Raw genomic sequence first — 22,658 nt, forward strand, 5'->3', positions numbered from 1 at the left:
TCCGAATTCAGCCGCCGGCGTTTCATCGCTCTGGCTTCAGGAGCATTGATGTCAGGCTGTTCTCGTAACTCCGGCTCGTGGGTTCACACTCGAATCTCCTCAGCTCTCGGGGCTGCGGTGAAGATGACTGTCCTGCACGCGGACGAAGACATTGCCAATGCAGCGCTCGACGCGGCTTTCGCGGAACTGGAGCGTGTCGAGAGCGTGATGAGCCTCTACCGGCCTGAGAGCCAGATTTCGCGGCTGAACCGAGATGGAGCGCTCGAAATGCCGGACGCCTCCTTGGTCGAAGTGCTGCGATTCGCGGCCGAAGTGGCTGAAAAGTCGGATGGAGCCTTCGATGTGACGGTTCAGCCGCTGTGGAAGCTGAAAGGTGCGAAACCGGATGCTGACACACTCGCGCTCGTGGACTGGCGGAAGGTCGAACTCGATGCAAACCGCATCAAGCTCGCCCCCGGCATGGCGATCACGCTGAATGGCATCGCGCAGGGCTTCGCGGCGGATGCTGCGATGCGCGTGATGCGTGCGCACGGTGTGGAGCACGCATTGATCGACGCGGGCGAGTTCAGCGCACACGGAATGAACGCCGAGAACGCCCCTTGGCGCATCGGCATCCAGCATCCACGGCAGCGCAATGCCTTCGCGGCGCTCACACCGCTCGAAAACCGGTGTCTCGCGACCTCCGGCGATTACGAGACATCGTTCAGCCACGACTTCAGCCGCCACCACATCCTAGATCCTCACACGGGCGAATCACCTGGCGAACTGGCGAGCGTTTCAGTGCTTGCTCCAACGGCGATGGCCGCGGATGCGCTTTCCACGGCGCTGTTCGTGCTCGGTGCCGAACGTGGACTCGACTTGATTCACCGTTATCCGGACGCGGACGCTTTCTTGATCTTCAAAGATGGTCATGAGTTGCGGACAAAGAACTTCCCCGTCTGCGTTTAAGCCTTCATGAAATCCATTCTCGCCGCTCTTTTTGCCATTTCTCCGATCTTCGCCGCGGACGTGGCTTCGCTCGCGAAGGCCGAGCTGCCGTCGCTGGTCACGCTTTACAAGGAGCTGCATGGGAATCCGGAACTGTCCCTGCATGAGGTGGAGACTTCGGCCCGGGTCGCCAAGGAGCTGCGGGAGGCCGGATTCGAGGTCACGGAGAAGGTCGGCGGTCATGGAATCGTCGGCGTTTTGAAGAACGGCGACGGGCCGGTGATCCTGGTGCGCACGGATCTGGACGCCCTGTCGGTCAAGGAGCTCACAGGCGCCTCCTACGCGAGCACGAAGGTCGTGAAGGACGACCTGGGACGGGAGGTGAATGTCATGCACGCCTGCGGTCACGACATCCACATGAGCAGCTTCGTCGGCACGGCACGGGTGCTGTCCAGGACGCGTGATCAATGGAAGGGGACGGTTGTCATGATCGGGCAGCCGGCGGAGGAACGCGTGCTCGGGGCGCGGTTCATGCTGCGGGACGGCCTCTTCACCAAGTTTCCGAAGCCGGACAAGGCGGTGGCGTTGCATTGCTCCTCGGACATGGCGCACGGGCAGATCGGCATCGTGGAAGGGTTCGCTCTGGCGAATGTCGATTCGGTCGAGATCGTGGTGAAGGGCGTCGGAGGCCACGGCTCCATGCCGCACCTGTGCAGAGATCCGATCGTGCTCGCCTCGCACATCGTGCTGGCTTTGCAGACGATCGTCAGCCGCGAGGTCAGGCCCGGTGATCCTGCGGTGGTCACCGTGGGCAGCATTCATGGCGGCACGAAGAGCAACATCATCTCAGACGAGGTGCGCCTGCAGCTCACCCTCCGCAGCTACAGGAAGGAGACGCGGCAGCACCTCATCGATTCCATCAAACGCATCGTCAAAGCCCAGGCCGAATCCGCCAGCATGCCTGCCGACAAGATGCCAGAGGTCATTGTTTCCGATGACAGCGCCAATGCGCTCTACAACCAGCCGTCTCTCTGCGCCGAGGTGCGCACCCATGCCGGCGCGGCCATTGGCGAAGGCAACGTGCTCACCCGCGAGCCGGTGATGGGAGCCGAGGATTTCTCCGAATACGGCCTGACCAAGGAGAATGTGCCGCTGTGCATGTTCTGGCTGGGCACCCAGCCGCCCGAAGCCGTTGAGGAGGCGAAGGCCAAAGGCACGACGCTGCCGTCGCTGCATTCGCCGTTGTTCAAACCGGTGCCGGAACCGACCATCGAAACGGGAGTCAAGGCGATGGCCTCGGCTGTGATTGGCTTGTTAGGCAGACGATAGGTCCTGTTTGAAAGCTTGGTGTGACCGCTCATCAGCAGATCGCTGCCCGGAACAGCACGAAGCCCCTCCGGCAGCATGCCTCCGGAGGGAGAGGAGGGCTCCAACCACCTTCGAGAAGCCTTCACCAACAAGCACCTGGGCCTGGAGAGTGGCTCACTTCCGGCCCAGCTTGTAAAACAGCCAGCCACCGATGCCGAGGAAGAGTGCGTTTGGCAGCCACATCATGAGATGAGGCATCGCCGCCGGCTTGTCGTTGAAGTTGTCCGCCAGGATGATGAACACCATGTAAACCGTGGCTGTGCCGAGGCTCAGCGCGAAGCCTGAGGAGGTCTCACGTCGCTGGGCTGTCACCCCGAGTGGAATGCCGACCAGCGCGAAGGTGAGGCATGCCAGCGAGAAGCTGTAGCGCTTGTGCAGCTCCGTGCGGGAGAGCGAACGGGCCACTTCGGTCAGATGCTCGCCGGTGAATGTGTCCTTCCAGGTGCGCACCTCCTCATTCAGGGCCGCGGTGCTCTTCATGCTCGCATTCACCCGCACGGCGTCCTGCTGCATGTCGGAGAGCGGAAACTCGATGGGAAACTCGGTGAGGCTGGAAGGCTTCGGCACGATGGGCTGCCCCTCGGCTTTCGCGGCGGGAAGATGCTCGATGTGCACGTCTTTCAGCAGCATGTTGAAGTCGAGCTTTCCTTCCACCGTCTGGATCATGCCGCTGTCCGCGTGGATGTAGCTTTCGGCGTTGGCGGAGTTCCCAAGCTTGATGATGTGCAGATCCGTCAGCGCCTTGTCGTTCCGCTTGCCGGTGTAGATGCGGTAACCGGGCACACGCTCGAGCACCTGCCCCTCCTGGAACAGCGTTTCCGGATTCTTCACGGCCACCTGGTAAAACAGGCGCTTCATGTGGTCCTTCGCCGCCGGAGCCAGGATCACATTCACCCACAGGCAGATGCCGCTGAGCGCCACCGCCAGCACAAACACCGGAGCGCAGATGCGGGTCATCGACATGCCGGTCATCCGCAGGGACACCAGCTCGTTGTCGGCGGACAGACGGCCAAAGACCAGCAGGATCGCCGTCAGGAAAGCCCACGGAATGGTGAAGATGAGCGAGAAGGGGATCACCATCGCCACAAACTCCAGGATGACCGAGATCGGCAGTTCCGTGTTGCCGAGCAGTTCGTCGAGCTTCTTGTACACATTCCCCAGCACCATGACGCCGCTGAGCAACGCCACGCCGATCAGCGTGGCGGTTCCGACCTGGCGGCCGAGATAGCGGTCAAAAATGCGGGGAAACATGTCGTTTGGCGAGGCTAGCGAGATGTGAACGCCGGGCAAGTCGCGCGGGCAGTCCTGTCCGCGAAAGTACACCCTCACACAGGGGCAGGCTTGTCTGTGCTACACCACGGCCTTCTTCACCTTGCCGAAATCGGTGCCCAGGAAGCGTTTGGCCAGGTTCTCGGCCTGCTCGGAATGGTCGGTGAGGTAAATCTCGAGCGTGGGCTTCGATTTGGTCGTCCTCAGCAGGTTGTCCTGCTCCAGCTTCGCCTTCACATGCGCCGCACAAGTGCTGGCGGAGTCCACGAGGCGCACTTTTTGTCCGAGCATGCGTTTCAGCACCGGAACCAGCAGCGGATAGTGCGTGCAACCGAGCACGAGCGTGTCGATGCCTTTGTCGAGCATCGGCTTCAAATACTCCCGAAGCACCGATTTGAGCGCGGGATGATCCGTCCAGCCTTCCTCGACAAAGGGCACGAGCAGCGGCGTCGCTTTGGCCTCGATCATCACATCCGGGCGCCGCATCGCGATCTCATGCTGATACGCATGGCTCCGAATCGTCCCCGCCGTGCCGATGATGCCCACACGCTCGCAATTCGGCTCCGACAGCGTCGCCTCGACCCCGGGGCCGAGCACGCCGACCACCGGCACGCGAAACGTCGCCTGCAAAACCGGCAGCGCATGCGCCGTGGCCGTGTTGCACGCCACCACGACCGCCTTCACGCCATGCGAGACGAGGAACTGCGTGTCCTCCATCGAGAAGCGCCGGATGGTGTCCGGCGACTTTGAGCCATAGGGCACACGCGCCGTGTCGCCGAGATACACGATGGATTCGTTCGGCAGCAGATCCCGCAGCGCCCGCACGACCGTCAAACCACCCACGCCGGAGTCGAAGACGCCGAGAGGGCTATTGGCGCTGACGGAGGTGCTCATGAGATCGGTTTATGTTGGTATTGCCAAGGGTTGCAGTTCTTCACAGAATCGCGCAAGAAACCATCCGCCATCCATGACTGCAACGAAGTTCATCACCTTTGGCATCGGCTGCCTGCTGCTTCTCCCCTTTATCTGGTCGTTTGTCCTAATGGTATTGCCTCCATCAGAGCCCACGGAGGAAGCGAAGGCGATTTGGGAACACGAGAAAGCCAAAATGCTTCAAGAATCAGGCGATCAGAATGATCCTGACGGCATGGTGATCGGGGCGTCAGGTATGATCACTTATCGATGCGTAACCATTCATGAACGGTTGGCGGGTGTGTGGCTGTTGGCTCCACGCACTTGGGTAGGCGTGCTCGGGATAGCGTCTTGTGCGACCTTGCTTCTCTGCCTCTTTGTCAGCAGTTTCTATCATGTGGTTGATGACTCGTTTGGGGTCGAGATTCGCGTGCCGAAACCAGCTTCACATGAAGGGGATGCGCTGCTTCAGAGTGAGAGCAGCGACAATTCTTGGGTCAACCCGCCTCCAGCGAATACAAAAAGGAATCCCGAGTAGGTTCCATTAGGCCTTCCGCGTGATCTGCACGATCACCGCTTTCTGCGCATGGAGACGGTTTTCGGCTTGGTCGAAGATGACGTCGGCGTTGGCTTCCATGACTTCGTCGGTGATTTCCTTGCCGCGGTAGGCGGGGAGGCAGTGCATGACGATGGCGTTCGGTTTGGCGTGCTTGAGGAGCGCGTCGTTAATCTGCCAGGGCTTCAAAATTTCGATGCGGTCGGCGCTTTCGGCTTCTTTGCCCATGCTGACCCACACATCGGTGTAGAGCACGTCGCAGCCTTTCACGGCCTCGGCGGGATCATCGACGACGCGAATGGTTCCGGCGGGCACGTTGCGCATGAAGCTCTCCTGCGGCTGAAAAGCCTTCGGAGCACCGATGACGAGCTCGAAGCCGAGTCTGGCCGAGGCCCAGATCCACGAGCGGGCGACGTTGCAATCGCCATCGCCGAGGAAACAAACGCGTTTGCCCGCCCAGCCGCCGAGACGCTCCTGGATGGTCTGCAAATCGGCCAAAATCTGGCAGGGATGCTCGTCGTCGGTCAGTGCGTTGATCGTGGGGATGCCGCTGAGCTTGGCGAAATCGACCACGTCCTGCTGCGCGAAGGTGCGGATGACCGCGCCATGGATCATGCGGCCCAAAACGCGGGCGGTGTCCTTGATCGGCTCGCCACGGCCGAGCTGGATGTCGGCTCCCGAGAGGAACATGACCTGCCCGCCGAGCTCACGAATGCCGACCTCGAAGCTCACGCGGGTGCGCGTCGATGATTTCGTGAAGATGAGCGCCCACTGCTGCCCCGTGAGCACCTGTGGCGACGATTTGCGGTCCTTTTTCAGGACGCAGGCGAGATCGACGATCTTTTCGATCTGGTCCTTGCTGAGTTCTTCGATGGAAAGGAGATGATTCATATAGCGGAGGGCGGAGGGCTAAGAGCAGAGAGTCACAGCAACGAATCGAGCACGCCTTTGAAGATCGCGAGTCCTTCGTTGAGGTGAGCTTCGGTGATATTCAGCGGGGACAGCCAGCGGACGACGTTCGGACCGGCGGGCGTGACCATCATGCCGGCGTCGAGGAGCTTTTGCGCGAGGAAGATGGAGGCGGCTTTGTCACCTGCCTTGGCTTTGAAAGCCTCGGCGTTGAGTTCCCAGCCGATGAAGAGGCCGAGTTGGCGCACTTCTTGGATGAGCGGATGATTCCACGCACGACCGGCGGCAGAAATGGCTGCGCCGCGGGTCTTGGCGTTGTCACAGAGTTTTTCGTCGAGGATCGTGCGTAGCGTGGCAATGCCGACGGCGCAGGCGAGCGGCGAGCCGCCGTAAGTCGTGCCGTGCGTGCCTGGGCCGAGCACTTTGCCCGGTTCGCGGCGGTCGTTGATCCAGAAAGAGCCGAGCGGGAAGCCACTGCCGATGGCTTTGGCCCAACTGATGCCATCGGGCTGAATTTCATCGCCGGGAACGATGCTGCGCCAGCCGGCCATTTCGCCCGCACGGCCAAAACCGACCTGAACTTCGTCCAGGAGCAGCAGCAGATCCTTTTCGCGGCACAAGGCCTGCGCTCTGCGCAAAAACTCGGCGGTGACGGCATTCACACCGCTTTCGCCCTGCACGGGCTCGACGAGGATGGCGACGGTTTTGTCGGTGATCGCGGCTTTGAGGGCTTCGAGATCATTGAAGGGCACATAGACGAATCCGGGCGGCAGCGGGCCAAAGCCGCCGTGGATCTTCTCCTGCGCCGTGGCGGTCATCGCGCCGAAGGTGCGGCCGTGGAAGCTGCCGGTGAAGGTGATGATCTCGTAGCGACCGCCGGTCTGCTGGCCGTATTTGCGAGCGAATTTGATCAGGCCCTCATTCGCCTCCGCGCCGCTGTTGCAAAAGAAGCACTTGCCGGGAATCTCCACGCATTCCTCGACGATGAGACGCGCGAGCTCGGCCTGCTTGTCGATGCAATACCAGTTCGACACATGGATGAGCGTGCTCGCCTGCTCGGCGAGCGCCTTCACCACCGGCGGCGGGCAATGCCCGAGCGGGCAAACGGCCACACCGCCCGCGAAGTCGAGATACTTCTTCCCATCGCGATCCCACACATACGCGCCCTCACCTCGCACAGGCCACACGTCGTAACGGCCGTAGTTGCCGAGCACGTATTGCGAGAGCCATTGGGTTTCAGGGTGAGGAGTGGACATGGAGGGATGGAGTCTTGGAGTGGTGGTTTAGCGGTAGATGTCGCGACGGTGGCCGATTTTGAGCACAAGCACGATGAGCACTTGATCTTGGATACTGTAAATGACGCGGTAGTCACCCACTCGAATACGCCACGAGGTCGAACCAGACATTTTGATCGCTCCGGGCGGCCGGGGATTCGATGCGAGAGAATCGACGGCCTTTTGAATCCGTTTTTGCTCGGTTTGAGGCAATGATTCGAGTTCTTTCTCTGCCCGGCGATCAAAGATGACTTGATACGCTTTGCTCATCCCTCGAGTCCCAGGTTTCTTTTCACTTCCTCCCAAGGCACCGTCTCTGCCTCCCCGCGCTCGATCTCGCCAAGGATACGCTTCGCATCCTCGGCATCCTCAATGTCCTCCAGAGCCTCGTGAATCCCGAGCATGATCTCGCGCATCTCTTCGGGGGAGAGGGTGACGATGTCAGCAAGCTTTTCTTTGGCGATGGTGCTCATGGGAGCAAAGTAACGCTCTGTGCCGGGGTGAAAAGCAAATATTCACCCCAGTGCCTCCACCGCCCGCAGCGTGGCGGCGGTGCGGCTTTCGACGCCGAGTTTCTCGAAAATGTGGATCGTGTGCTTCTTCACGGTGGCGACGCTGAGGCCGAGAATCTCGGCGATTTCTTGATTGCCCTTCCCTTGTGCCACCCAGAGCAGCACCTCGGCCTCGCGGGGGGAGATGCCGAGTTTTTCGAGCGGCTTGGGATCGTCGAAGTTGGGTGTGAAGCGCTGCTGTTGCTTGGCGCGTTCCAGGCGCATGCGCACAGCTTTGAGCAGATCGTTTCGCGAGACGGGTTTCGGCAAATAGTCGTCGGCACCGAGATTCATGCCGGCGCGGATGTCTGGCGGTGTGCCTTTGGCGGTCAAAAAGATGAATGGCACGGCTTTCGTCGCCGCCGTGGCCCGCAAGCGCTGCAAGACCTCATGCCCATCCATGCCGGGCATCATGATGTCGCACAAAACGAGGTCAGGATGCTCGCGTGCGGCCAGTTCGAGGCCTGCGTGACCATTTTCGGCCGCCAGCACGCGAAAGCCCTCCAGCGCGAGCATCTCGCGTAAATTCTCACGCAGCGGCGCGTGGTCTTCGATGAGCAGAATAGTGGTCATACACGCAAAAAGATCGAAACATGCGTTCCTTGACCCTCTTCGCTCCAAAACGAGAATTCGCCTCCGCAAAGAGCCACACTCCTTTTGACGACTGTTAAGCCCAAACCTGTGCCAGACACGTCACCAACATTCGCTGCACGATGAAATGGCTCGCCAATTCGACTTTGATCAGCTTTTGGAATTCCGATGCCTTCATCGGCTACCAGAAATCTCAGCAAGTCACCCAAGTCTTGAGCGCCAAAAATGACTTTGGAGCCCGCATTCGAGTATTTGACCGCATTCGTGAGCAGATTCGTCAGCACGCTGCGCATCAAAGTCACATCAAACGTTCGCGTACCTTCGCATGGCTTCCATTCGATCTCGCAACGGTGCTGCGTGGCCGTTTGGACCTCTTCGACGATTTCGCGGCAAAACGCCGCGACATCGACAGGCTGCGGATTCGGCTTCATCGCGCCGGATTCGATGCGGCCGAGGAGGAGCACCTGCTCGACCATTTCGTTCATGCGGTTCGTCGAGGCTTTGATCTGCGTGAGCAGTTCGAGGCGGCGTGTTTCGCTCAAAGAGGCCGCGTGGGCCTCCAGCAGCTCGGCACTGGATAGGATGACACTCAGCGGCGTGCGGAACTCATGCGACACCGTGCTGACGAACTGATTTTTGAGCTGCTCGGCCTCCAGCGCCGCGCGGAGCTTTCCGGCGCGGGAGGCGAGCATGACGAGCAAGCTCAGCGGCACGACGCTCAAGCCGAGCGCGACGAAGCCGATCCAGGGCGTGGGCGTGCCGTATTCGCGGCTGAACTGCGGTCCGCGTGTGATCGTGGCAGCCCAGGTGACTTCGCCTTCGCCGCTGATTTCGACGCGATGGCCATCCGGGCCTTCGGTGGCGGCGTGGAGGATGTTTTGCGCGAGCAACGGCAGTGATTCGTCATGGCAGATCGAGTCCAGGTCGAGCCAGCCAATCATGAAGCCACGCATGCGTCGCAAATCGTCCGCACCAGGCACGAATTCGATGATGGCGATGCGGTTCACGCTGATGCGCGCGGCATAAGGCATGGGCGTGCCGATGCTGCGGGCACGTTCGAGCACGGGCGCGAGCGCAGGATCGGCGGCTAGGTTGTCGCCGGGCTGTTTTTGCAAGTCACGGCCTGCCTGCCAGCGCAGCAGGATGGTGCCTAGGCCTTCGTCACTGGCATAGGCGACGGCGAGGAGATGCGGAAGCCGCTTCGACCATCCCGAAGGCGGCAGCGCCGTGTCCGGCGGGTTCACAGGCGTGGTGACGGAGCGCCACTGATTGCGCAGCAGGCTGAGGAAGGAAACATGGCGGTAGGTGGCGAGCTTCAACTGCTCGCCAAGCACCTGCGTGGCGGTGTCGAAGAGTTTCGCATCGCGTTCACGCGCGGCCTTGAAGCTGATGAGCGCAAACGCCGCCGGCACGAGCGCAAACGCCAGCGTCAGCGCGGCGAGCGCACGCGGTTGTTCGAGCCAGCGCGGTGTTTTCATGCGGATTTGCGTTTCAGCCACAAAACGTAGCCGCTGAGGATTTGCAGCACCAGCGCCACACAGGTCAGAAAGGCCAGCCAGCGCCCCAACATGCCACCGATGCTGCCCATGTGCATCGCGAGCTGGTTTTTCTGATACACTTCGAGCAGCGAGCCTTCGCGCGAGCTGTTCATGCCTAGCACGCTGCCATCGAGTCGGCTGATGAAGACTACGCTGCGGCCCGCGGGCGATCCATCCTCCGGATAGGCGAGCTGCACGCGAAACACCGGCCTTTGCGGCGGCGGCATCTCCACGGCAGCGGCGCGTGCTCCTGGCAGCGCGGCTTCCGCTTTCACGATGGCTTCATCCACGCTGAGAAGCGGCTGATTGGGCTGCACGAACGGTACCTGCGGGTTTTGCGGGTGCTCACCATGCATGTAGCGCAGCGTGAGGCCGGTGATGCCGAGCACGAGAAGAAAAACGGACGAGTAGAGGCCGGCGACGCTGTGCAGATCGAGATTGAAGCGGCGGAAGTTTGAGCCGCGACGAATGCTAAAAATGCGCAGCGGCCACCACAGCCACAAACCCGTCAGTGCGAGCCCGAGCGTGATGCACGTCGCCACGACGATGATGGTGCCGCCGACGCTGCCTTGAAGCAGGTTGACGTGCAGTTTGAGCATCGTCTGCTCCCAGCCGCCCATGCGCTGACGCGTGCCGAGTTGCCTGCCATCACGCGGATCGAAGTGAACGGCCTGCGGTCCGGCAAAGAGCACCAGCGCATCGGTTTCATCGCGTGGAAGGCGGATGCCTTGTGCGCGGGGAAATTGCTGGAGCGCTATCGAGATGGGCGCACGCTCCGACTTCGCTGTGGCATGCTGCGGATACAATTCCGGCCGAAGCCAGCGCTGGATTGTGTTTTCAAACACCAGCGCACCGCCGGTGACAGCGATCACGAGCACGACGAGACCCGCGAGCACGCCAGCCCAACGGTGGAGCCACAAAAGAGCGCGTCGGAGATTCATTCGAGCATTTCAGCGTGGATGACCGCGATGGCAAGCTGGTGACGATGCACCGAAAGGAGCATCAGACCGCCGCGTGCCGAGGAATACATCCTCAGAGGTATTGGCGTCCGTGGCTGACGATGTAGGGTGCAGGTGATGAAAAAGGTCCGCTGGATCGAGCAGTCGCGTTTGCTGGCACTGCTGGCGCTCGTGTTTGCACTGGTGCCGGCATGGCTGGCTGTGCGGACGTATCGCGATGGGCGACAGAAGGATGCGCTGGTTTATCAGACGACCGTGAAGGTGCTGGCCGAGCAGCTCTTGCGCAGCTTTGAGCGCCACACCTACTTCCCCCGTGAGGTGCGGCAGCAGGCGCGGAATCTGGATGAGGCTGGTCTGCTGGTAGGAAAGATGCTTCCAGCGTTTTCCTGGCAGGAGCGACTGCCGCATCTTCTCGCCATGGGCTATGCACGAAGGGAGGAGGGACGCCTCATGTTGCGATGGCTGAGCGATCAGCGTATGCCGGTTGCGGCGTTGGGAGACGATCTGCGGCGACTGGACGGTGTCACTGACGCGCTCAAGGCTGCTCCACCGAGTGATCCGTTCGCGACCATGGGCTGCACGATTGATCACGACCGAATGTTGGTGTTGCTGACAATCCCGGGCGCTGCTCCAGCAAGTGAACCGCGTGGCTACATCGTGGCATGGGTTGATCTCGCCACGATGTGCCGAGATCGTGCTTTGGAATTGATCCGCGATGACGTGCTGGCGGCCACGCCTCAGGCGACGATGCTAGCCTCGTCTGACATCGCGAGTTTCGTGCCCATCAGCGATGGCGTGGCGACGTGGGTGGCCCGTATTCAGCGCGGCACAGGCTTTGACAAGTATGATGCCCCGACTCCGTGGCTGACCTTCATCGCGGTGGGTCTGAGCACGCTGCCGCTGCTGTTACTTGCATCACTGGCTGGCCGAGCCGCACGTCTCAACGCCTCACTAGAGGCCGAGCGCGAGGTGTTGCGGCAGCAGCGGTTCTTCACGCAGAGTGTGTCGCATGAGTTTCGCACACCGCTGGGCATCATCCAATCAGGCGCGGACTTGCTGGATCAATACGCGGGACATCTGACGACTGAGCGACGTCGCGAAGTGCTCGATGAGATCCGTGACAACACCCGGCAGATGACGGCGATGGTGGAGCAGGTGCTGCTGCTCGGACGCATGGAGGCCGGTGGAACGACGTGCCAGAGGGAGCGAGTGAGTCTTTTCGCCGTCTGTGAAGCAGCTGCGCAACGCGTGTCCAAGGCAGCCGGTGGTGAGCGCCGCATCGAGGTCCGTGCTCCAAAGTGCGAGGTGATGCTCGATCCGTTGTTGATCGGCAGCGTGCTCGAGAACGTGTTGGGCAATGCGGTCAAATACTCTGAGCCAGACCAGCCGGTGACTCTGGAAGCTGCCGCCGATGATGAGCGCACGACGCTTGTCGTTCGCGACGAAGGCATCGGCATCCCCTCCGCCGATATTCCGCGAGTGTGTGATCCATTCCACCGCTGCACCAATGTGGGGGAAGCTCCGGGGACGGGGCTTGGGCTGGCGATTGCGAGTCGATGCGCTGCTTTGCACGGAGGCTCGCTGAACATCGAAAGCGCAGAGGGCCAAGGAACCACGGTGACCATTTCGATTCCCACCAAAGCTGTATCATGACCACGATTCTGCTCATCGAAGACAATGCGAGCCTGCGGCGAAACATCGCGCAGATCCTCACCATCGAGGGCTATCAGGTGCTGAGCGCAGCCGATGGGGCCACGGGATTGCAGATGCTGCGTGAGTCGAAGCCTGGGCTCATCCTGTGCGACATCATGATGCCGGGCATGGATGGCTACGACATCCTCGCGCAAGTGCGTGCTGATCCTGCTCTCGCCTCGCTGCCATTCATCTTCCTCACGGCGAAGGGAAGCATGCCGGACCTGCGCACCGGCATGGCGCTCGGTGCGGACGATTACCTGCCAAAGCCCGTCTCCAGTGCGGATCTGCTCGCTGCCGTGCTCACACGTTTGCAGCGTCACTCGCAGGTTCGCGCGTTCACGCCAAGCTTCGAGGACGCCACACCGCTGGAGAAGCTGGGCATCTCGCCGCGCGAGGCGGAGATCCTGCTCTGGATGGCTCAGGGCAAGAGCAATGGCGACATCGGCACACTTTGTGGCATCAGCGTCGGCACGGTGAAGAAGCATGCGAATCACATCTTCGAGAAGCTGGGGGTCGAAGGCAGAACGAGCGCGACGCTGTGTGCTCTGGAAGTGCTGGCGGAGTCGAGATGATCGCGACTGCACGTCGATTACCACCTTCGATCCATTGTGAGTTTCCCTGGCCACGCGAGCCTTGGCCCTGTTATGAGAAACCTTCACGCCTTCGTTCTTCTCCTCTTCATTTGCCTGACGAATCGTGCGCTCGCCGCGACTTATGATGTGGGTCCCGGCCGACCGCTGACCATGCTGCGCGATGTGGCGTGGGCCAATTTGCAACCTGGTGATGTCGTCAACATTCACTACAAGCCAGGCGGCTATCATGAGAAGATTCAAATCTCCGCGAGCGGCACGGCGGCGCAGCACATTATCATCCGTGGCATTCCTGATCCGACGACGCACGCACTGCCGATCATCGACGGCAAGGATGCCATCGAAGATCCCGCGTTTGATCCCCGGCATCCCAAGTTCACCGAGTGGAGCGTGATTTTGGTGAGCCCGCGCCAGAGCACCTACGTTTACGGCGCTTACAACATCAGCTTCGTGGACATCGAATCGCTCGACGTTCGCAACGGCAGCTACACTGGCGACGGCAGCATCACCTACACGGACAAGTCCGGCGCCGTGCGCGGCTACGGCGCATTTGCTGCGGGCATCTACATCGAGTGGGCGCACGATCTCGCCATTCGCGGCTGCGAGGTCAGCAACTGCGGCAACGGCATCTACGCTAACTCCAAGAATCCGGGTTTTCAGGTCACGCGCCGCCTGCTGATCGAAGGCTGCTACCTTCATGACAACTCGAACCCTCCGATTCCCAATCCGGCCGATCCCAATGGCGTGCCTTTGAGCAATGGATTCGGCGAGCATCACATCTACGTCGAGTGCGCTGGCAGCATCATTCAATACAACCGGTTTGGCGGCTTGCGCCCCAATGCGCATGGCACCGCGATCAAGAACCGCTCGTCAGGCATCGTCATCCGTTACAACGAATTCGTCATGGACGGCCAGTCGAACGTCATCGCCATGCCCAACGCCCAAGCGGGCACGGGCGAGATCGATCTCCAGCCTGATTACCGCGACGCCTACGTCTATGGGAACCTCATCACCATCAAGGACTACCCAGGCAGCATCACGGCCTTCATGTGGGGCGCGTTCGATGGAGCCACTCTCTACGATCCCGTGTATCGCGGCACGCTGCATCTTTATAACAACACGATCGTGAGCCATCATTCCGGCGTGACTCTTCTGCTGCTTCCGGGTAGCAGCTACACCTCCAATGCGTCCATCACCAACCCGACGCATGAGAATGTCGATTGCCGGAACAACATTTTCTACACTGATCCCGCGCTCCAGGCCGGCATTTATGATGCCTTCCGTTTCATCAACAGCGGCACCACCGATGGCGGCGGCGATATCACCCTCGGCAAGAATTGGATCAGCCCCGGATGGCGCAAAACCGCGCCTTCTCAAACCTGGTCCGGTGAACTGATCGGCACCGGGAACCTCATCGTCGGCGATGCGCTCGGCGCGAATGATCCGCACTTCATCGACATGAATGCGCGCGACTACCATGTGCTCACGCCGTCAAACATTCTGGATGCTGGTGAAGCGATTGCCGGTCTGCCACTCGATTTCACGGTGACGCGCGAGTATGTTTTCCCGCAGGGATCTCAGGCACGCACGTTGCAGGGCATCGCGATGGATTTGGGCGCGCTCGAGAGCACCGGCCTCGCCAGCGTGCCGCCGCCTGGAGGCGCATTGCAGTTCAGCGTCGCTAGTTTCAGCCGCAACGAGTCAGGCGGCACGGCCACCATCACGGTCACGCGTCTGGGAGGCACGTCGGGTGCTGTCGGCGTGAGTTTTGCCACCGTCGCTGGTGGAACGGCCGCTGACGGTGCGGACTATGCAGGCAGCGTCGGCACGCTGGCGTGGGCAGATGGCGACAGCGCTTCGAAGTCCTTCATGGTGCCCGTCTTGAATGACGCCGAGATCGAAAACGCCGAGACGATCAGCCTCGCGCTCTTCTCGCCTAGTGGTGGAGCCGTGATCGGAGTGATCGACACCGCGACGCTCACGATTCAAGACGATGACACGCCACCGTCCACGCTCATGTATGCGCTGGGCCACACGAGCAATGCGCTGTTCCTTTTCAGGACCAGCGCGCCCGGCTCGCCACTGAGTTTTACGATCCCAAGTGGACTCGTAGGCGGTGATTCGCTGCGCGCCCTCGCCATGCAACCGGTGACGGGCAAGCTTTTCGCCGTCGGCACCGCAGGCGTGCTCTACACGATCAATCCATTCACCGGCGTCGCGATGGCAGTCGGCCCGGCCTTTGCGCCGACTCCGACGGGCGAGACGATGGATCTCGCCTTTGATCGACTCACGGGCCACCTGCGGTTGTTCACTGCTGGCGGACAAAATTTCGTCATCAGTCCCGCCACGGGCGGGACGATTTCCTCCGATACAACACCCGCCTACGCCGCTGGCGACGCGAACGCCGCCACCACGCCGCAGGTTGTGGGGGCTGACTTCGCCTGGGTCGGCGGATCGCAGATGCTCTATGGCATCGAGGCCGTTCGGAATGCGCTTGTGAGCATCGGCTCGCCGGCTTCCGGCCAGCTCGCGACCGTTGGCGGGCTCGGGTTCGATACGGAGACACACTCAGCCTTGGAGATTCCGAGCGGAGCCTCTTACGGCTGGGCGTGTCTCAGTCTGCCCGGTGCCACAGGGGCGGGTCTGTATGCGGTGAACCTCAGCAAAGGCAACGCCATCTTTCAGGGCGACATTCGCACGGTGGAGAGAGTCCGAGACCTCGTCATCGCTCCGCCGCGCGATGTTTGGAAACAAGCACGCTTTGGTGCGAACGCAGGCAACCCGCTGATCGGTGGCGATGACGCTGATCCCGACGGCAATGGCGTCAGCAACTTGATGGAATACGCGTTAGGCGCAGTGGCAGGCAGTGCGCCGCCAACATTCATGCCCGTGGCGGACTACTTCGGGGGCCATCTGTCCCTGAGTTTCACGCGCGCCGCAGCGGCCAACGATTTGATTTACACCGTTCAGGTGTCCGACGATCTCAGCGTCTGGCAGGATGGCTCTGTTTACTCTCCGTATGGCGACACACCGTCAAACGCCTTCACCACCGAGTCCACGCGAACGATGCAGAATGGCAACGAATTCATCACCGTTCGCGACAATACGCCCATAAGCACCACAGCCCATCGTTTCATTCGACTTCGAGTTACAACACCATGATAGGCATCACTCCGTGAAGCTTCTTTTCCTGCTTTTTGCACTGCCCCTTTGCGTCTCGGCCAATGACACAGCGCTTCATGATGGTCGATTTGGTCCAGGGCCGTTGGATATGGACGATGGACGGGAAAGTCCTGTCCGCATGGAGCGCGAGCACCTTCAGGTTGATTTTGGCTATCAGTTCACCGCCATGCACGCCATCTTTACCTTCCGCAATTCTGCACCGCAGGGCACTGTGGAGCATCTGGTTGGCTTTCCTGACATCGGCGCTGCCAGTGTGGAGATGAAACGCCGGGATCCAGAGCACGCCAGGGTCATCAGCGAGCGGGTGAACACGGCTCCGCTTCTCGACCTTCGAACCCTCATCGACGGCAAGGAGCGGAAAGCAGCACTCAGGCTCGGGGAGGTGAAGCCAGGAGGGGATACGGATCGGACAACAGTTTGGTCATTCGACAAGGCTTCCGGGATTCGCGCGTGGCACGTTGTGCGCGTTCAATTCCCTGCCGGCAAAGAGGTGACCATCGAGCGATACTACCGCGTCCAGAATGGCACCAGCGCACTCGGGGTCGCATTTTTTCATTACACTACGGCCACCGGCGGCGTCTGGCAGGGGCGCATCGGACGCCTGCAAGTGGACGCAACGCTCAGTAACGGCCTTAAAGTCGGCGAGATTGTGTGGCCCGATACCAAGCTTGGGCGCGGCAAAACCCTTGATGCTGCCGATGCCATTTACGCGACTCAACCTGCCCGAAGTGAGTGGCAAGTGATCGGCGATACGCATCTCCGTCTCGTTTGGACAGACTTTGAACCGCGCACTGAGAAACAACGCCGTGGCTTCAAACTCTCCCGGCCCTTCCACGGTTGGTAAAGCCGGGTTGTGCGCGAGTGAGTGATCTCATCGTGGTCCAGGGACGTGGCTACATGCTCCCGGAGGTGCATTGTTGGTTCTGCAGTCGTGTCCGACGATCGGCACATGAAAGCCAAACATGCTTCTTCGTTCATCTTCCTCGTGCTCACCACCACCGCCATCGCTGGCCCGATCCAGAATGGCGGCTTTGACAACAATCCGGCGAACGTTGCTCTCATCTCGCCGTGGCAGCAAAGCGGCACGACCGTCGGACTCTCCGTCACTCGCACTGCGTCTGCTTTTACGTCGTCGCCGCTGTCGCTGCGCGTGGCAGGCCGCGGCACGGCCACGGATGGCCCGGTGCAGCAGCAAAACGTGCTCGCGGCACTGACGAATGGTGGGACGTATGTCACGCGCTTCCAGATCAAGCTCGATGCGCCCGCGCAGGTGCGCTGCCTCATGTTTGTGGCCTCCAGCATCGGCCAGTTGCCCATCCTCCTCGCGGAGACGGTGGTGCGCAGTGATCGAGTCGGCCAATGGATCACGGTGGAGGGAATCGCGCCCGTTTCCTGGACCGGCACGCCGACTGCGGCGCGCATGTATTTCGCGGTCGAGCAGCTTTACCCGAGCACCGCGCCCGCGAGCGCTTTTCCGTCCTACAACCTCGACGATGTCCTCATGGAACTCGACAGCGATGGTGATGGTCTGAGCAATGCCGAGGAGACCACGACGAATCCCAACGCGAAGGACAGCGATGGCGACACGTTGACCGACAAATGGGAACTCGCTCAGGGCTTCAATCCAAACTCCAGCGCCGATGCCGCTCTCGATGCGGACGGCGACGGTCACAGCAACAAGATCGAATACTGGGCGAACACGAATCCGCTCAGCGCCGCCTCTTATCCAGGAATCACGAGCGATCCGGTGGCCAGCACCGCCACAAAAGCGCTGCTGTATTATCTGCAAACACGCGGCGCACGCGGCAATGGCCGCTATCTCACCGGCACCAACGCGCAAGACGTGCCAGGCGGCGATTACACGAACTATGTGGAAGGTCTGAACACACTCATGACGCAGGCTGGCTATCCGAGCTGGGTGTCCATCCTCAGCATCGCTGCGGAAGGCAATGGCACCGCGCTGCAAATACCCAGCAGCGCACCGGTGGGGCGTGCCTACATGGATGCGGGCGGGCTCGTGGTCCTGCATTACGCACCGCGCAATCCATGGACGCTCGGCTTCAACGGCGACAAGACCGGCGTGAACATTCCCGACCTGCTCACACCCGGCACGGTGGCGAATTTGCGCATGATCGGCTGGATGGATACCATCGCGGCGGAGCTGGCGCTGTTTGGTCCAGATCGCCCGGTGATCTTCCGCCCGTTTTCGGAGCAAAATGGCTCGTGGAACTGGTATGGGCGGCTGCAGCAGGATGAGTTCGTCGCGCTCTATCGCTGGTTCCGCGACTACCTGGTGAACGTCAAAGGCCTGCACAACATCATCTGGACCATCGAAGGCCACCTCGGCGTGCATCGCCCCTCGGGCACTGCCAGCGCAGGCGCGGCGATGGATTACTACTACCCCGGCGATGACGCGATCGACCTCGTGGGCTTCAGCGCCTACATCAGCGGCTGGAATCCTGGCTTTGATGCCGATGAGCAGTCACGCCTGCATCCGAAAGCCTTCGCCATCACCGAAGGCGGCCCGCCACCGAACGAGGACGACGTGCCGAACGCCTACAACTCGCTCTACCTCCCTGCTCTCGACACTTGGTATCCGCGCAGCGCCTTCTTCGTCATCTGGAACAGTTGGCCCACCGGCCCCTTCGTCGCCATCAAAGACAACGCGAACTACGTCCCGCTGCTCACCGATCCGCGTGTGACAAACCGCGAGCAACTCAACTATCTCCACACGACGGCGTATTGGCAGGCCGCGAACGGATTGACGAATCAACCGCTCAACGCCGATCCCGACCAAGACGGCCTCTGCAACGCCCTCGAAGCCGCCATGGGCCTCAATCCGCTCATTCCGTCCGCCACCTCGCCCACGCAGGGCTTTGTCACGCTCAGCGGTCAGACCTACGCCACGATCACCTTCACCCACGATCCAGCGATCCTCGATCTCGTCACCACCGTCGAATGGTCTTCCGATCTCATCAACTGGAACACCGCTGCGGTCACCGAAGTGTCACGCGTGCCACAAAACGGCCTCGAAGTCGTCACTGTGCGCTCCAACTCGCCCACGAGCACCGGACCGCAATTTCTGCGCGTGCGTGTCGTGGGGCCATGAGGCTCAAAGATGAATCTCCGTGCCGATGCCGCCATCGGTGAAGATTTCGAGGATGAGCGCATGCGGCAGACGGCCGTCGATGAGGTGCACTTTGCCGACGCCGCCGCGGAGGGAGTCGAGGGAGCTGTCCACTTTCGGAATCATGCCGCCGCTGATGACCTTTTCGGCCTTCAGTTGGGCGATGCTGGCCTCGTCGAGGCTCGGGATAAGCGTGCTGTCGTCTTTCGGATCGCGCATAACGCCACGCACATCGCTGAGGAAGATGAGCTTGGTGGCTTTGAGGCGCTTCGCGAGGGCGCAGGCGGCGAGATCGGCGTTTACGTTGAGCGTTTTGCCGCTGGCGAGCTCGCGTGCGACGGGAGAGACGACCGGAACGAACTCACCGGCCACCGCAGCTTGGATGAGGCCGAGTTTGCAATCACTCACCTCGCCGACCCAGCCGAGATCGCCCTTCATTTTCTCGCCGAGGAAGACTTCCGTGCCGGGAATGCCGACCGCTTTGCCGCCGAAGGCATTGATCTTGTTCACGATCTCCGGGTTGATCACGCGGGCAAGGGTCTCTTCGACTATCTTGATCGTTTCGTCATCGGTGACGCGCATGCCGTTGATGAACTTGGCTTCGAGGCCGGACTCGACCATCGCTTTCGAGATCGCCTTACCGCCACCATGCACGATGACGGGATTGATGCCGACGGCTTCGAGGAAAACGACATCGCGCAGGAACGAATCGACCTGCACCGGGTCCTCCATGGCGCTGCCGCCAACTTTGATGAGAAAGGTGCAGCCACGGAAGGACTGCATGTAGGGCAGTGCTTCGAGCAGCACCGCGGATTTTTGGATTTGGTCGGTCATGCCAGTCCTTTTTGGCGTTTCGCGTGAATGGCGGCCGAGTACTCGGCGCTGTTGAAATCGACGTATTCCTCGGAGAGGTCGCTGGTGTAAACGGTGTAGCCGCTGGTGCCGCTGTTGAGGTCGATGGTGACGGTGAATTTGGGCTCCTTCACGACCTTCTCCATCTCGGTGACAGGCGTTTTGGTGGCGAGGCCGCCTTTGCAGGCCATGAGGCCGCCGAAATAGATGTCGATGAGTTCCTCTTTGATGCGAGCGCCGCTGTAGCCGACGGCGTGAATGATGCGGCCCCAGTTTGGGTCGCAGCCGTGGAAGCTGCACTTCACGAGCAGGCTCTTCGCGACCGTTTCAGCCACTTTGCGAGCGTCGGTGAGCGTGCGGGCGTTGCGCACGCGGATCTCGACGAACTTCGTCACGCGTTCGCCATCGCACACGATCATCTTCGCGAGTTCGAGCATGACCTTGTGCAAAGCGCAGCGGAAAAGCTCGGCTTCGGGCGTGTTGCGCTTGATGGTCGGCAGGCCGCTCTGACCGTTGCTCATCACGATGACAGTGTCGTTCGTGGAGGTGTCGCCGTCGATGGTGATGCAGTTGAAGCTCTTCTCGACCGCATAGCGCATGCTGCGCTTCATCTCGTCCTTGGCCACCTTGGCATCGGTGGTGATGAAGCAAAGCATCGTGGCCATGTTCGGGCAGATCATGCCGGCACCTTTGCAAATGCCACCGATGCGGAAGCTGCCGTTTTTACCCACGGGCACCTCGACGGCGAAGGTCTTCGGCCGCGTGTCGCTGGTCATGATGGCACGCATGGCGTCCTCGCTGCCTTTGTCGCTGAGTTTGGCCACGGCATCCGGCACCTTGGGAAGAATGCGCTCAATCGGTAGCGGCATGCCGATGATACCCGTGGAGCACACGAGCACCTGACGCATCTTGACGCCAATCTCCTCGGCGACGGCTTTGGTCATCGCTTTGGCGTCCTGGATGCCTTGTATGCCCGTGCAGGCGTTCGCATTGCCGCTGTTGGCAATGATGGCCCGCGTGTCGGTCTCCTTGATGTGCTGCTGGCAAACACGCACACAACCGGCACGCACCTTGTTTGTCGTGAAGACAGCATCGGTGACGGTCGGCGTGTCCGAAACGATGAGCGCTAGGTCGAGACGTGTGGCTTCGGGGTTTTTGATGCCGCAGGTGACCGCGGACGCACGGTAGCCTTTCGCGGCGGTGACTCCGCCTTCGACGATTTTAAACGGCACGCGGCATTCGCGCTCTTCGGTGACTTTGGCGGCCATAAGGATCAGATGTTGAGGAGTCCGGCGGTCGGTTCAAAACCGCAGATGAGATTCATGTTTTGCACCGCCTGTCCGGAGGCACCTTTGCCGATATTGTCCTCGGTGCTCATCAAAATGAGCTGTCCGGCGCGTGCATCGAAGGCCCAGCCGATATCGACGAAGTTGGTGCCGGTGACGTTTTTGGTATCGGGAGACTGATTTGGGCCGAGAAGGCGCACGAAGGGCTGCGCATCGTAAGCAGCGTGCAAAGCGGCACCGACTTGCTCGATCGTCGCTCCGGGCTTGAGCAGCGCAAACGTGGTCGTGCAGATGCCGGAATGCGTCGGCATGAGGTGCGGGACAAAGGAGAGCTTTACTTCGCGACCGGCAGCGAGAGCAAGTTCCTGGCCGATTTCGCTCAGATGGCGATGCACGGGCACGGAGTAGCTGCGCACGCTGTTTTGCACCTCGCAGAAGAGCAGCGGGATGCTTTCCTTGCGTCCCGCACCGCTCGCACCGCTCATGCTGGCGACGGCGAGAGGCGAATCAGCCAGCAAACCGGCCTTCAACAGCGGAATGAGCGGCAGGAGGATGCTCGTGGGATAGCAACCGGGGCAAGCGATCAGCCGTGCGGTCTTGATTTGATCCGCACGCACCTCAGGCAGGGCATAAACAGCCTCGTCGAGCAGCTCGGGCGCAGGATGCGCATGGCCGTAAAACTCTTCATACAGCGCGGCGCTGCGCAGACGAAAGTCAGCGCTGAGGTCGATGACCTTCAAGCCGAGTTCGAGCAACGGTTTCGCATATTCCGACGCCACGCCATGCGGCACCGCGAGAAAGGCGATCTCCGCACCGGCGGCTTTCAATGCATTCGCATCCGGGGCCGTGAACGTGAGCGAATCTGCCACGCCGACGCCGCGAAAGCGCGGAAACTCTTTCGACAGCGCCTTCCCCGCCAGCGAACGCGAAGTGACAGCGACGAGCTCCACATTCGGATGACGCAGCAGCAGGCGCAGAAGCTCGGCTCCTGAATAACCACTGGCTCCAACGACGGCGACTTTGACGGTAGCGGACATGATGCGGGGGGCGGAGTATGGGAGGTCGCGAGGG

At 61.0% G+C, this 22,658-nt stretch carries 20 protein-coding genes; 8 read left to right on the top strand and 12 right to left on the bottom strand.

Features of this window, described 5'->3' with window-relative positions:
* The first annotated feature begins 48 nt into the window (after positions 1–48).
* Both IAE77_RS27690 and IAE77_RS27695 read left to right on the top strand, forming a co-directional pair.
* Positions 49–948, top strand: coding sequence for an FAD:protein FMN transferase (locus tag IAE77_RS27690; protein ID WP_345781027.1), 900 nt, complete (start codon positions 49–51; stop codon positions 946–948).
* 6 nt (positions 949–954) lie between these two features.
* A complete protein-coding gene (locus tag IAE77_RS27695; RefSeq protein WP_294234031.1) occupies positions 955–2,256 on the top strand; it encodes an amidohydrolase in 1,302 nt (433 codons plus the stop codon).
* 153 nt (positions 2,257–2,409) lie between these two features.
* Here IAE77_RS27695 and IAE77_RS27700 read toward each other — a convergent pair whose 3' ends face one another.
* Together IAE77_RS27700 and murI are read right to left on the bottom strand one after the other, a co-directional pair.
* Positions 2,410–3,546: an LptF/LptG family permease gene (locus tag IAE77_RS27700; protein ID WP_294234033.1), complete on the bottom strand. Its 1,137-nt coding sequence runs from the start codon at positions 3,544–3,546 to the stop codon at positions 2,410–2,412.
* Positions 3,547–3,645: 99 nt separating this feature from the next.
* On the bottom strand, positions 3,646–4,458 hold the full coding sequence (murI, locus tag IAE77_RS27705; protein WP_294234035.1) for a glutamate racemase: 813 nt from the start codon (positions 4,456–4,458) through the stop codon (positions 3,646–3,648).
* 73 nt (positions 4,459–4,531) lie between these two features.
* On the opposite strand from murI, the gene IAE77_RS27710 reads away from it, so the two are divergent.
* Positions 4,532–5,014: a hypothetical protein gene (locus IAE77_RS27710; protein WP_294234036.1), complete on the top strand. Its 483-nt coding sequence runs from the start codon at positions 4,532–4,534 to the stop codon at positions 5,012–5,014.
* A 6-nt stretch (positions 5,015–5,020) separates the two neighbouring features.
* Here the strand turns inward: IAE77_RS27710 and argF are convergent, their stop codons facing one another.
* From argF to IAE77_RS27745, 7 genes are read right to left on the bottom strand one after another with little or no spacing between them, the layout of a single operon-like run.
* Positions 5,021–5,923 carry an ornithine carbamoyltransferase gene (argF, locus tag IAE77_RS27715; protein ID WP_294234038.1) on the bottom strand — a complete coding sequence of 301 codons (903 nt, stop codon included), beginning with the start codon at positions 5,921–5,923 and terminating at the stop codon, positions 5,021–5,023.
* Positions 5,924–5,955: 32 nt separating this feature from the next.
* Positions 5,956–7,197, bottom strand: a complete 1,242-nt coding sequence (locus tag IAE77_RS27720) for an acetylornithine/succinylornithine family transaminase (protein WP_294234040.1) — start codon at positions 7,195–7,197, stop codon at positions 5,956–5,958.
* A 27-nt stretch (positions 7,198–7,224) separates the two neighbouring features.
* Positions 7,225–7,485 (bottom strand): type II toxin-antitoxin system RelE/ParE family toxin, encoded by a 261-nt coding sequence (locus IAE77_RS27725; RefSeq protein WP_294234041.1) that lies wholly within the window; start codon positions 7,483–7,485, stop codon positions 7,225–7,227.
* Positions 7,482–7,688, bottom strand: coding sequence for a hypothetical protein (locus IAE77_RS27730; RefSeq protein ID WP_294234043.1), 207 nt, complete (start codon positions 7,686–7,688; stop codon positions 7,482–7,484). Before IAE77_RS27730 ends, IAE77_RS27725 begins: the two co-directional genes overlap by 4 nt.
* Before the next feature lie 42 nt (positions 7,689–7,730).
* On the bottom strand, positions 7,731–8,339 hold the full coding sequence (locus IAE77_RS27735) for a response regulator transcription factor (RefSeq protein ID WP_294234045.1): 609 nt from the start codon (positions 8,337–8,339) through the stop codon (positions 7,731–7,733).
* The gene (locus IAE77_RS27740) at positions 8,336–9,835 is read right to left on the bottom strand and encodes a HAMP domain-containing sensor histidine kinase (RefSeq protein ID WP_294234048.1); all 1,500 of its coding nucleotides are present in this window, start codon (positions 9,833–9,835) and stop codon (positions 8,336–8,338) included. Before IAE77_RS27740 ends, IAE77_RS27735 begins: the two co-directional genes overlap by 4 nt.
* Positions 9,832–10,836, bottom strand: coding sequence for a PepSY-associated TM helix domain-containing protein (locus tag IAE77_RS27745; RefSeq protein ID WP_294234051.1), 1,005 nt, complete (start codon positions 10,834–10,836; stop codon positions 9,832–9,834). Before IAE77_RS27745 ends, IAE77_RS27740 begins: the two co-directional genes overlap by 4 nt.
* Positions 10,837–10,971: 135 nt before the next feature.
* Here IAE77_RS27745 and IAE77_RS27750 point away from each other — a divergent pair, with 135 nt between their 5' ends.
* The 5 genes from IAE77_RS27750 (at position 10,972) to IAE77_RS27770 (ending at position 19,431) form a co-directional block, all read left to right on the top strand.
* Positions 10,972–12,507: a HAMP domain-containing sensor histidine kinase gene (locus IAE77_RS27750; protein ID WP_294234054.1), complete on the top strand. Its 1,536-nt coding sequence runs from the start codon at positions 10,972–10,974 to the stop codon at positions 12,505–12,507.
* Positions 12,504–13,121 carry a response regulator transcription factor gene (locus IAE77_RS27755; protein WP_294234057.1) on the top strand — a complete coding sequence of 206 codons (618 nt, stop codon included), beginning with the start codon at positions 12,504–12,506 and terminating at the stop codon, positions 13,119–13,121. The genes IAE77_RS27750 and IAE77_RS27755 overlap by 4 nt, the downstream gene beginning before the upstream one ends.
* Positions 13,122–13,193: 72 nt before the next feature.
* Positions 13,194–16,301: a DUF4394 domain-containing protein gene (locus tag IAE77_RS27760; RefSeq protein ID WP_294234059.1), complete on the top strand. Its 3,108-nt coding sequence runs from the start codon at positions 13,194–13,196 to the stop codon at positions 16,299–16,301.
* A 13-nt stretch (positions 16,302–16,314) separates the two neighbouring features.
* Positions 16,315–17,166, top strand: a complete 852-nt coding sequence (locus IAE77_RS27765; RefSeq protein ID WP_294234061.1) for a hypothetical protein — start codon at positions 16,315–16,317, stop codon at positions 17,164–17,166.
* Between the two features lie 105 nt (positions 17,167–17,271).
* Entirely contained in the window at positions 17,272–19,431 is a 2,160-nt protein-coding gene (locus IAE77_RS27770; RefSeq protein WP_294234064.1) for a glycosyl hydrolase, read from the top strand.
* Positions 19,432–19,434: 3 nt separating this feature from the next.
* Here IAE77_RS27770 and argB read toward each other — a convergent pair whose 3' ends face one another.
* Genes argB through argC form a run of 3 tightly spaced genes read right to left on the bottom strand, consistent with a single transcriptional unit; the run spans position 19,435 to position 22,624 of the window.
* Complete coding sequence (gene argB, locus IAE77_RS27775; protein WP_294234067.1) at positions 19,435–20,283, bottom strand: acetylglutamate kinase; 849 nt, start codon at positions 20,281–20,283, stop codon at positions 19,435–19,437.
* Entirely contained in the window at positions 20,280–21,569 is a 1,290-nt protein-coding gene (gene argJ / locus IAE77_RS27780; RefSeq protein WP_294234068.1) for a bifunctional glutamate N-acetyltransferase/amino-acid acetyltransferase ArgJ, read from the bottom strand. Before argJ ends, argB begins: the two co-directional genes overlap by 4 nt.
* Positions 21,570–21,574: 5 nt before the next feature.
* Positions 21,575–22,624: an N-acetyl-gamma-glutamyl-phosphate reductase gene (gene argC / locus IAE77_RS27785; RefSeq protein WP_294234072.1), complete on the bottom strand. Its 1,050-nt coding sequence runs from the start codon at positions 22,622–22,624 to the stop codon at positions 21,575–21,577.
* Positions 22,625–22,658: the final 34 nt, after the last annotated feature.

This window comes from Prosthecobacter sp. (assembly GCF_014879935.1).
GTDB lineage: Bacteria > Verrucomicrobiota > Verrucomicrobiia > Verrucomicrobiales > Verrucomicrobiaceae > Prosthecobacter.

What these genes read in the sequence shown, in the direction of transcription:
- argF (WP_294234038.1), bottom strand. Translation starts at nt 5,923, where the DNA reads ATGAATCATCTCCTTTCCATCGAAGAACTCAGCAAGGACCAGATCGAA.
- IAE77_RS27750 (WP_294234054.1), top strand. Translation starts at nt 10,972, where the DNA reads ATGAAAAAGGTCCGCTGGATCGAGCAGTCGCGTTTGCTGGCACTGCTG.
- IAE77_RS27740 (WP_294234048.1), bottom strand. Translation starts at nt 9,835, where the DNA reads ATGAAAACACCGCGCTGGCTCGAACAACCGCGTGCGCTCGCCGCGCTG.
- argC (WP_294234072.1), bottom strand. Translation starts at nt 22,624, where the DNA reads ATGTCCGCTACCGTCAAAGTCGCCGTCGTTGGAGCCAGTGGTTATTCA.
- argB (WP_294234067.1), bottom strand. Translation starts at nt 20,283, where the DNA reads ATGACCGACCAAATCCAAAAATCCGCGGTGCTGCTCGAAGCACTGCCC.
- IAE77_RS27695 (WP_294234031.1), top strand. Translation starts at nt 955, where the DNA reads ATGAAATCCATTCTCGCCGCTCTTTTTGCCATTTCTCCGATCTTCGCC.
- murI (WP_294234035.1), bottom strand. Translation starts at nt 4,458, where the DNA reads ATGAGCACCTCCGTCAGCGCCAATAGCCCTCTCGGCGTCTTCGACTCC.
- IAE77_RS27690 (WP_345781027.1), top strand. Translation starts at nt 49, where the DNA reads ATGTCAGGCTGTTCTCGTAACTCCGGCTCGTGGGTTCACACTCGAATC.
- IAE77_RS27755 (WP_294234057.1), top strand. Translation starts at nt 12,504, where the DNA reads ATGACCACGATTCTGCTCATCGAAGACAATGCGAGCCTGCGGCGAAAC.
- IAE77_RS27745 (WP_294234051.1), bottom strand. Translation starts at nt 10,836, where the DNA reads ATGAATCTCCGACGCGCTCTTTTGTGGCTCCACCGTTGGGCTGGCGTG.
- IAE77_RS27770 (WP_294234064.1), top strand. Translation starts at nt 17,272, where the DNA reads ATGAAAGCCAAACATGCTTCTTCGTTCATCTTCCTCGTGCTCACCACC.
- IAE77_RS27720 (WP_294234040.1), bottom strand. Translation starts at nt 7,197, where the DNA reads ATGTCCACTCCTCACCCTGAAACCCAATGGCTCTCGCAATACGTGCTC.
- IAE77_RS27735 (WP_294234045.1), bottom strand. Translation starts at nt 8,339, where the DNA reads ATGACCACTATTCTGCTCATCGAAGACCACGCGCCGCTGCGTGAGAAT.
- argJ (WP_294234068.1), bottom strand. Translation starts at nt 21,569, where the DNA reads ATGGCCGCCAAAGTCACCGAAGAGCGCGAATGCCGCGTGCCGTTTAAA.
- IAE77_RS27725 (WP_294234041.1), bottom strand. Translation starts at nt 7,485, where the DNA reads ATGAGCAAAGCGTATCAAGTCATCTTTGATCGCCGGGCAGAGAAAGAA.
- IAE77_RS27700 (WP_294234033.1), bottom strand. Translation starts at nt 3,546, where the DNA reads ATGTTTCCCCGCATTTTTGACCGCTATCTCGGCCGCCAGGTCGGAACC.
- IAE77_RS27730 (WP_294234043.1), bottom strand. Translation starts at nt 7,688, where the DNA reads ATGAGCACCATCGCCAAAGAAAAGCTTGCTGACATCGTCACCCTCTCC.
- IAE77_RS27710 (WP_294234036.1), top strand. Translation starts at nt 4,532, where the DNA reads ATGACTGCAACGAAGTTCATCACCTTTGGCATCGGCTGCCTGCTGCTT.
- IAE77_RS27760 (WP_294234059.1), top strand. Translation starts at nt 13,194, where the DNA reads ATGAGAAACCTTCACGCCTTCGTTCTTCTCCTCTTCATTTGCCTGACG.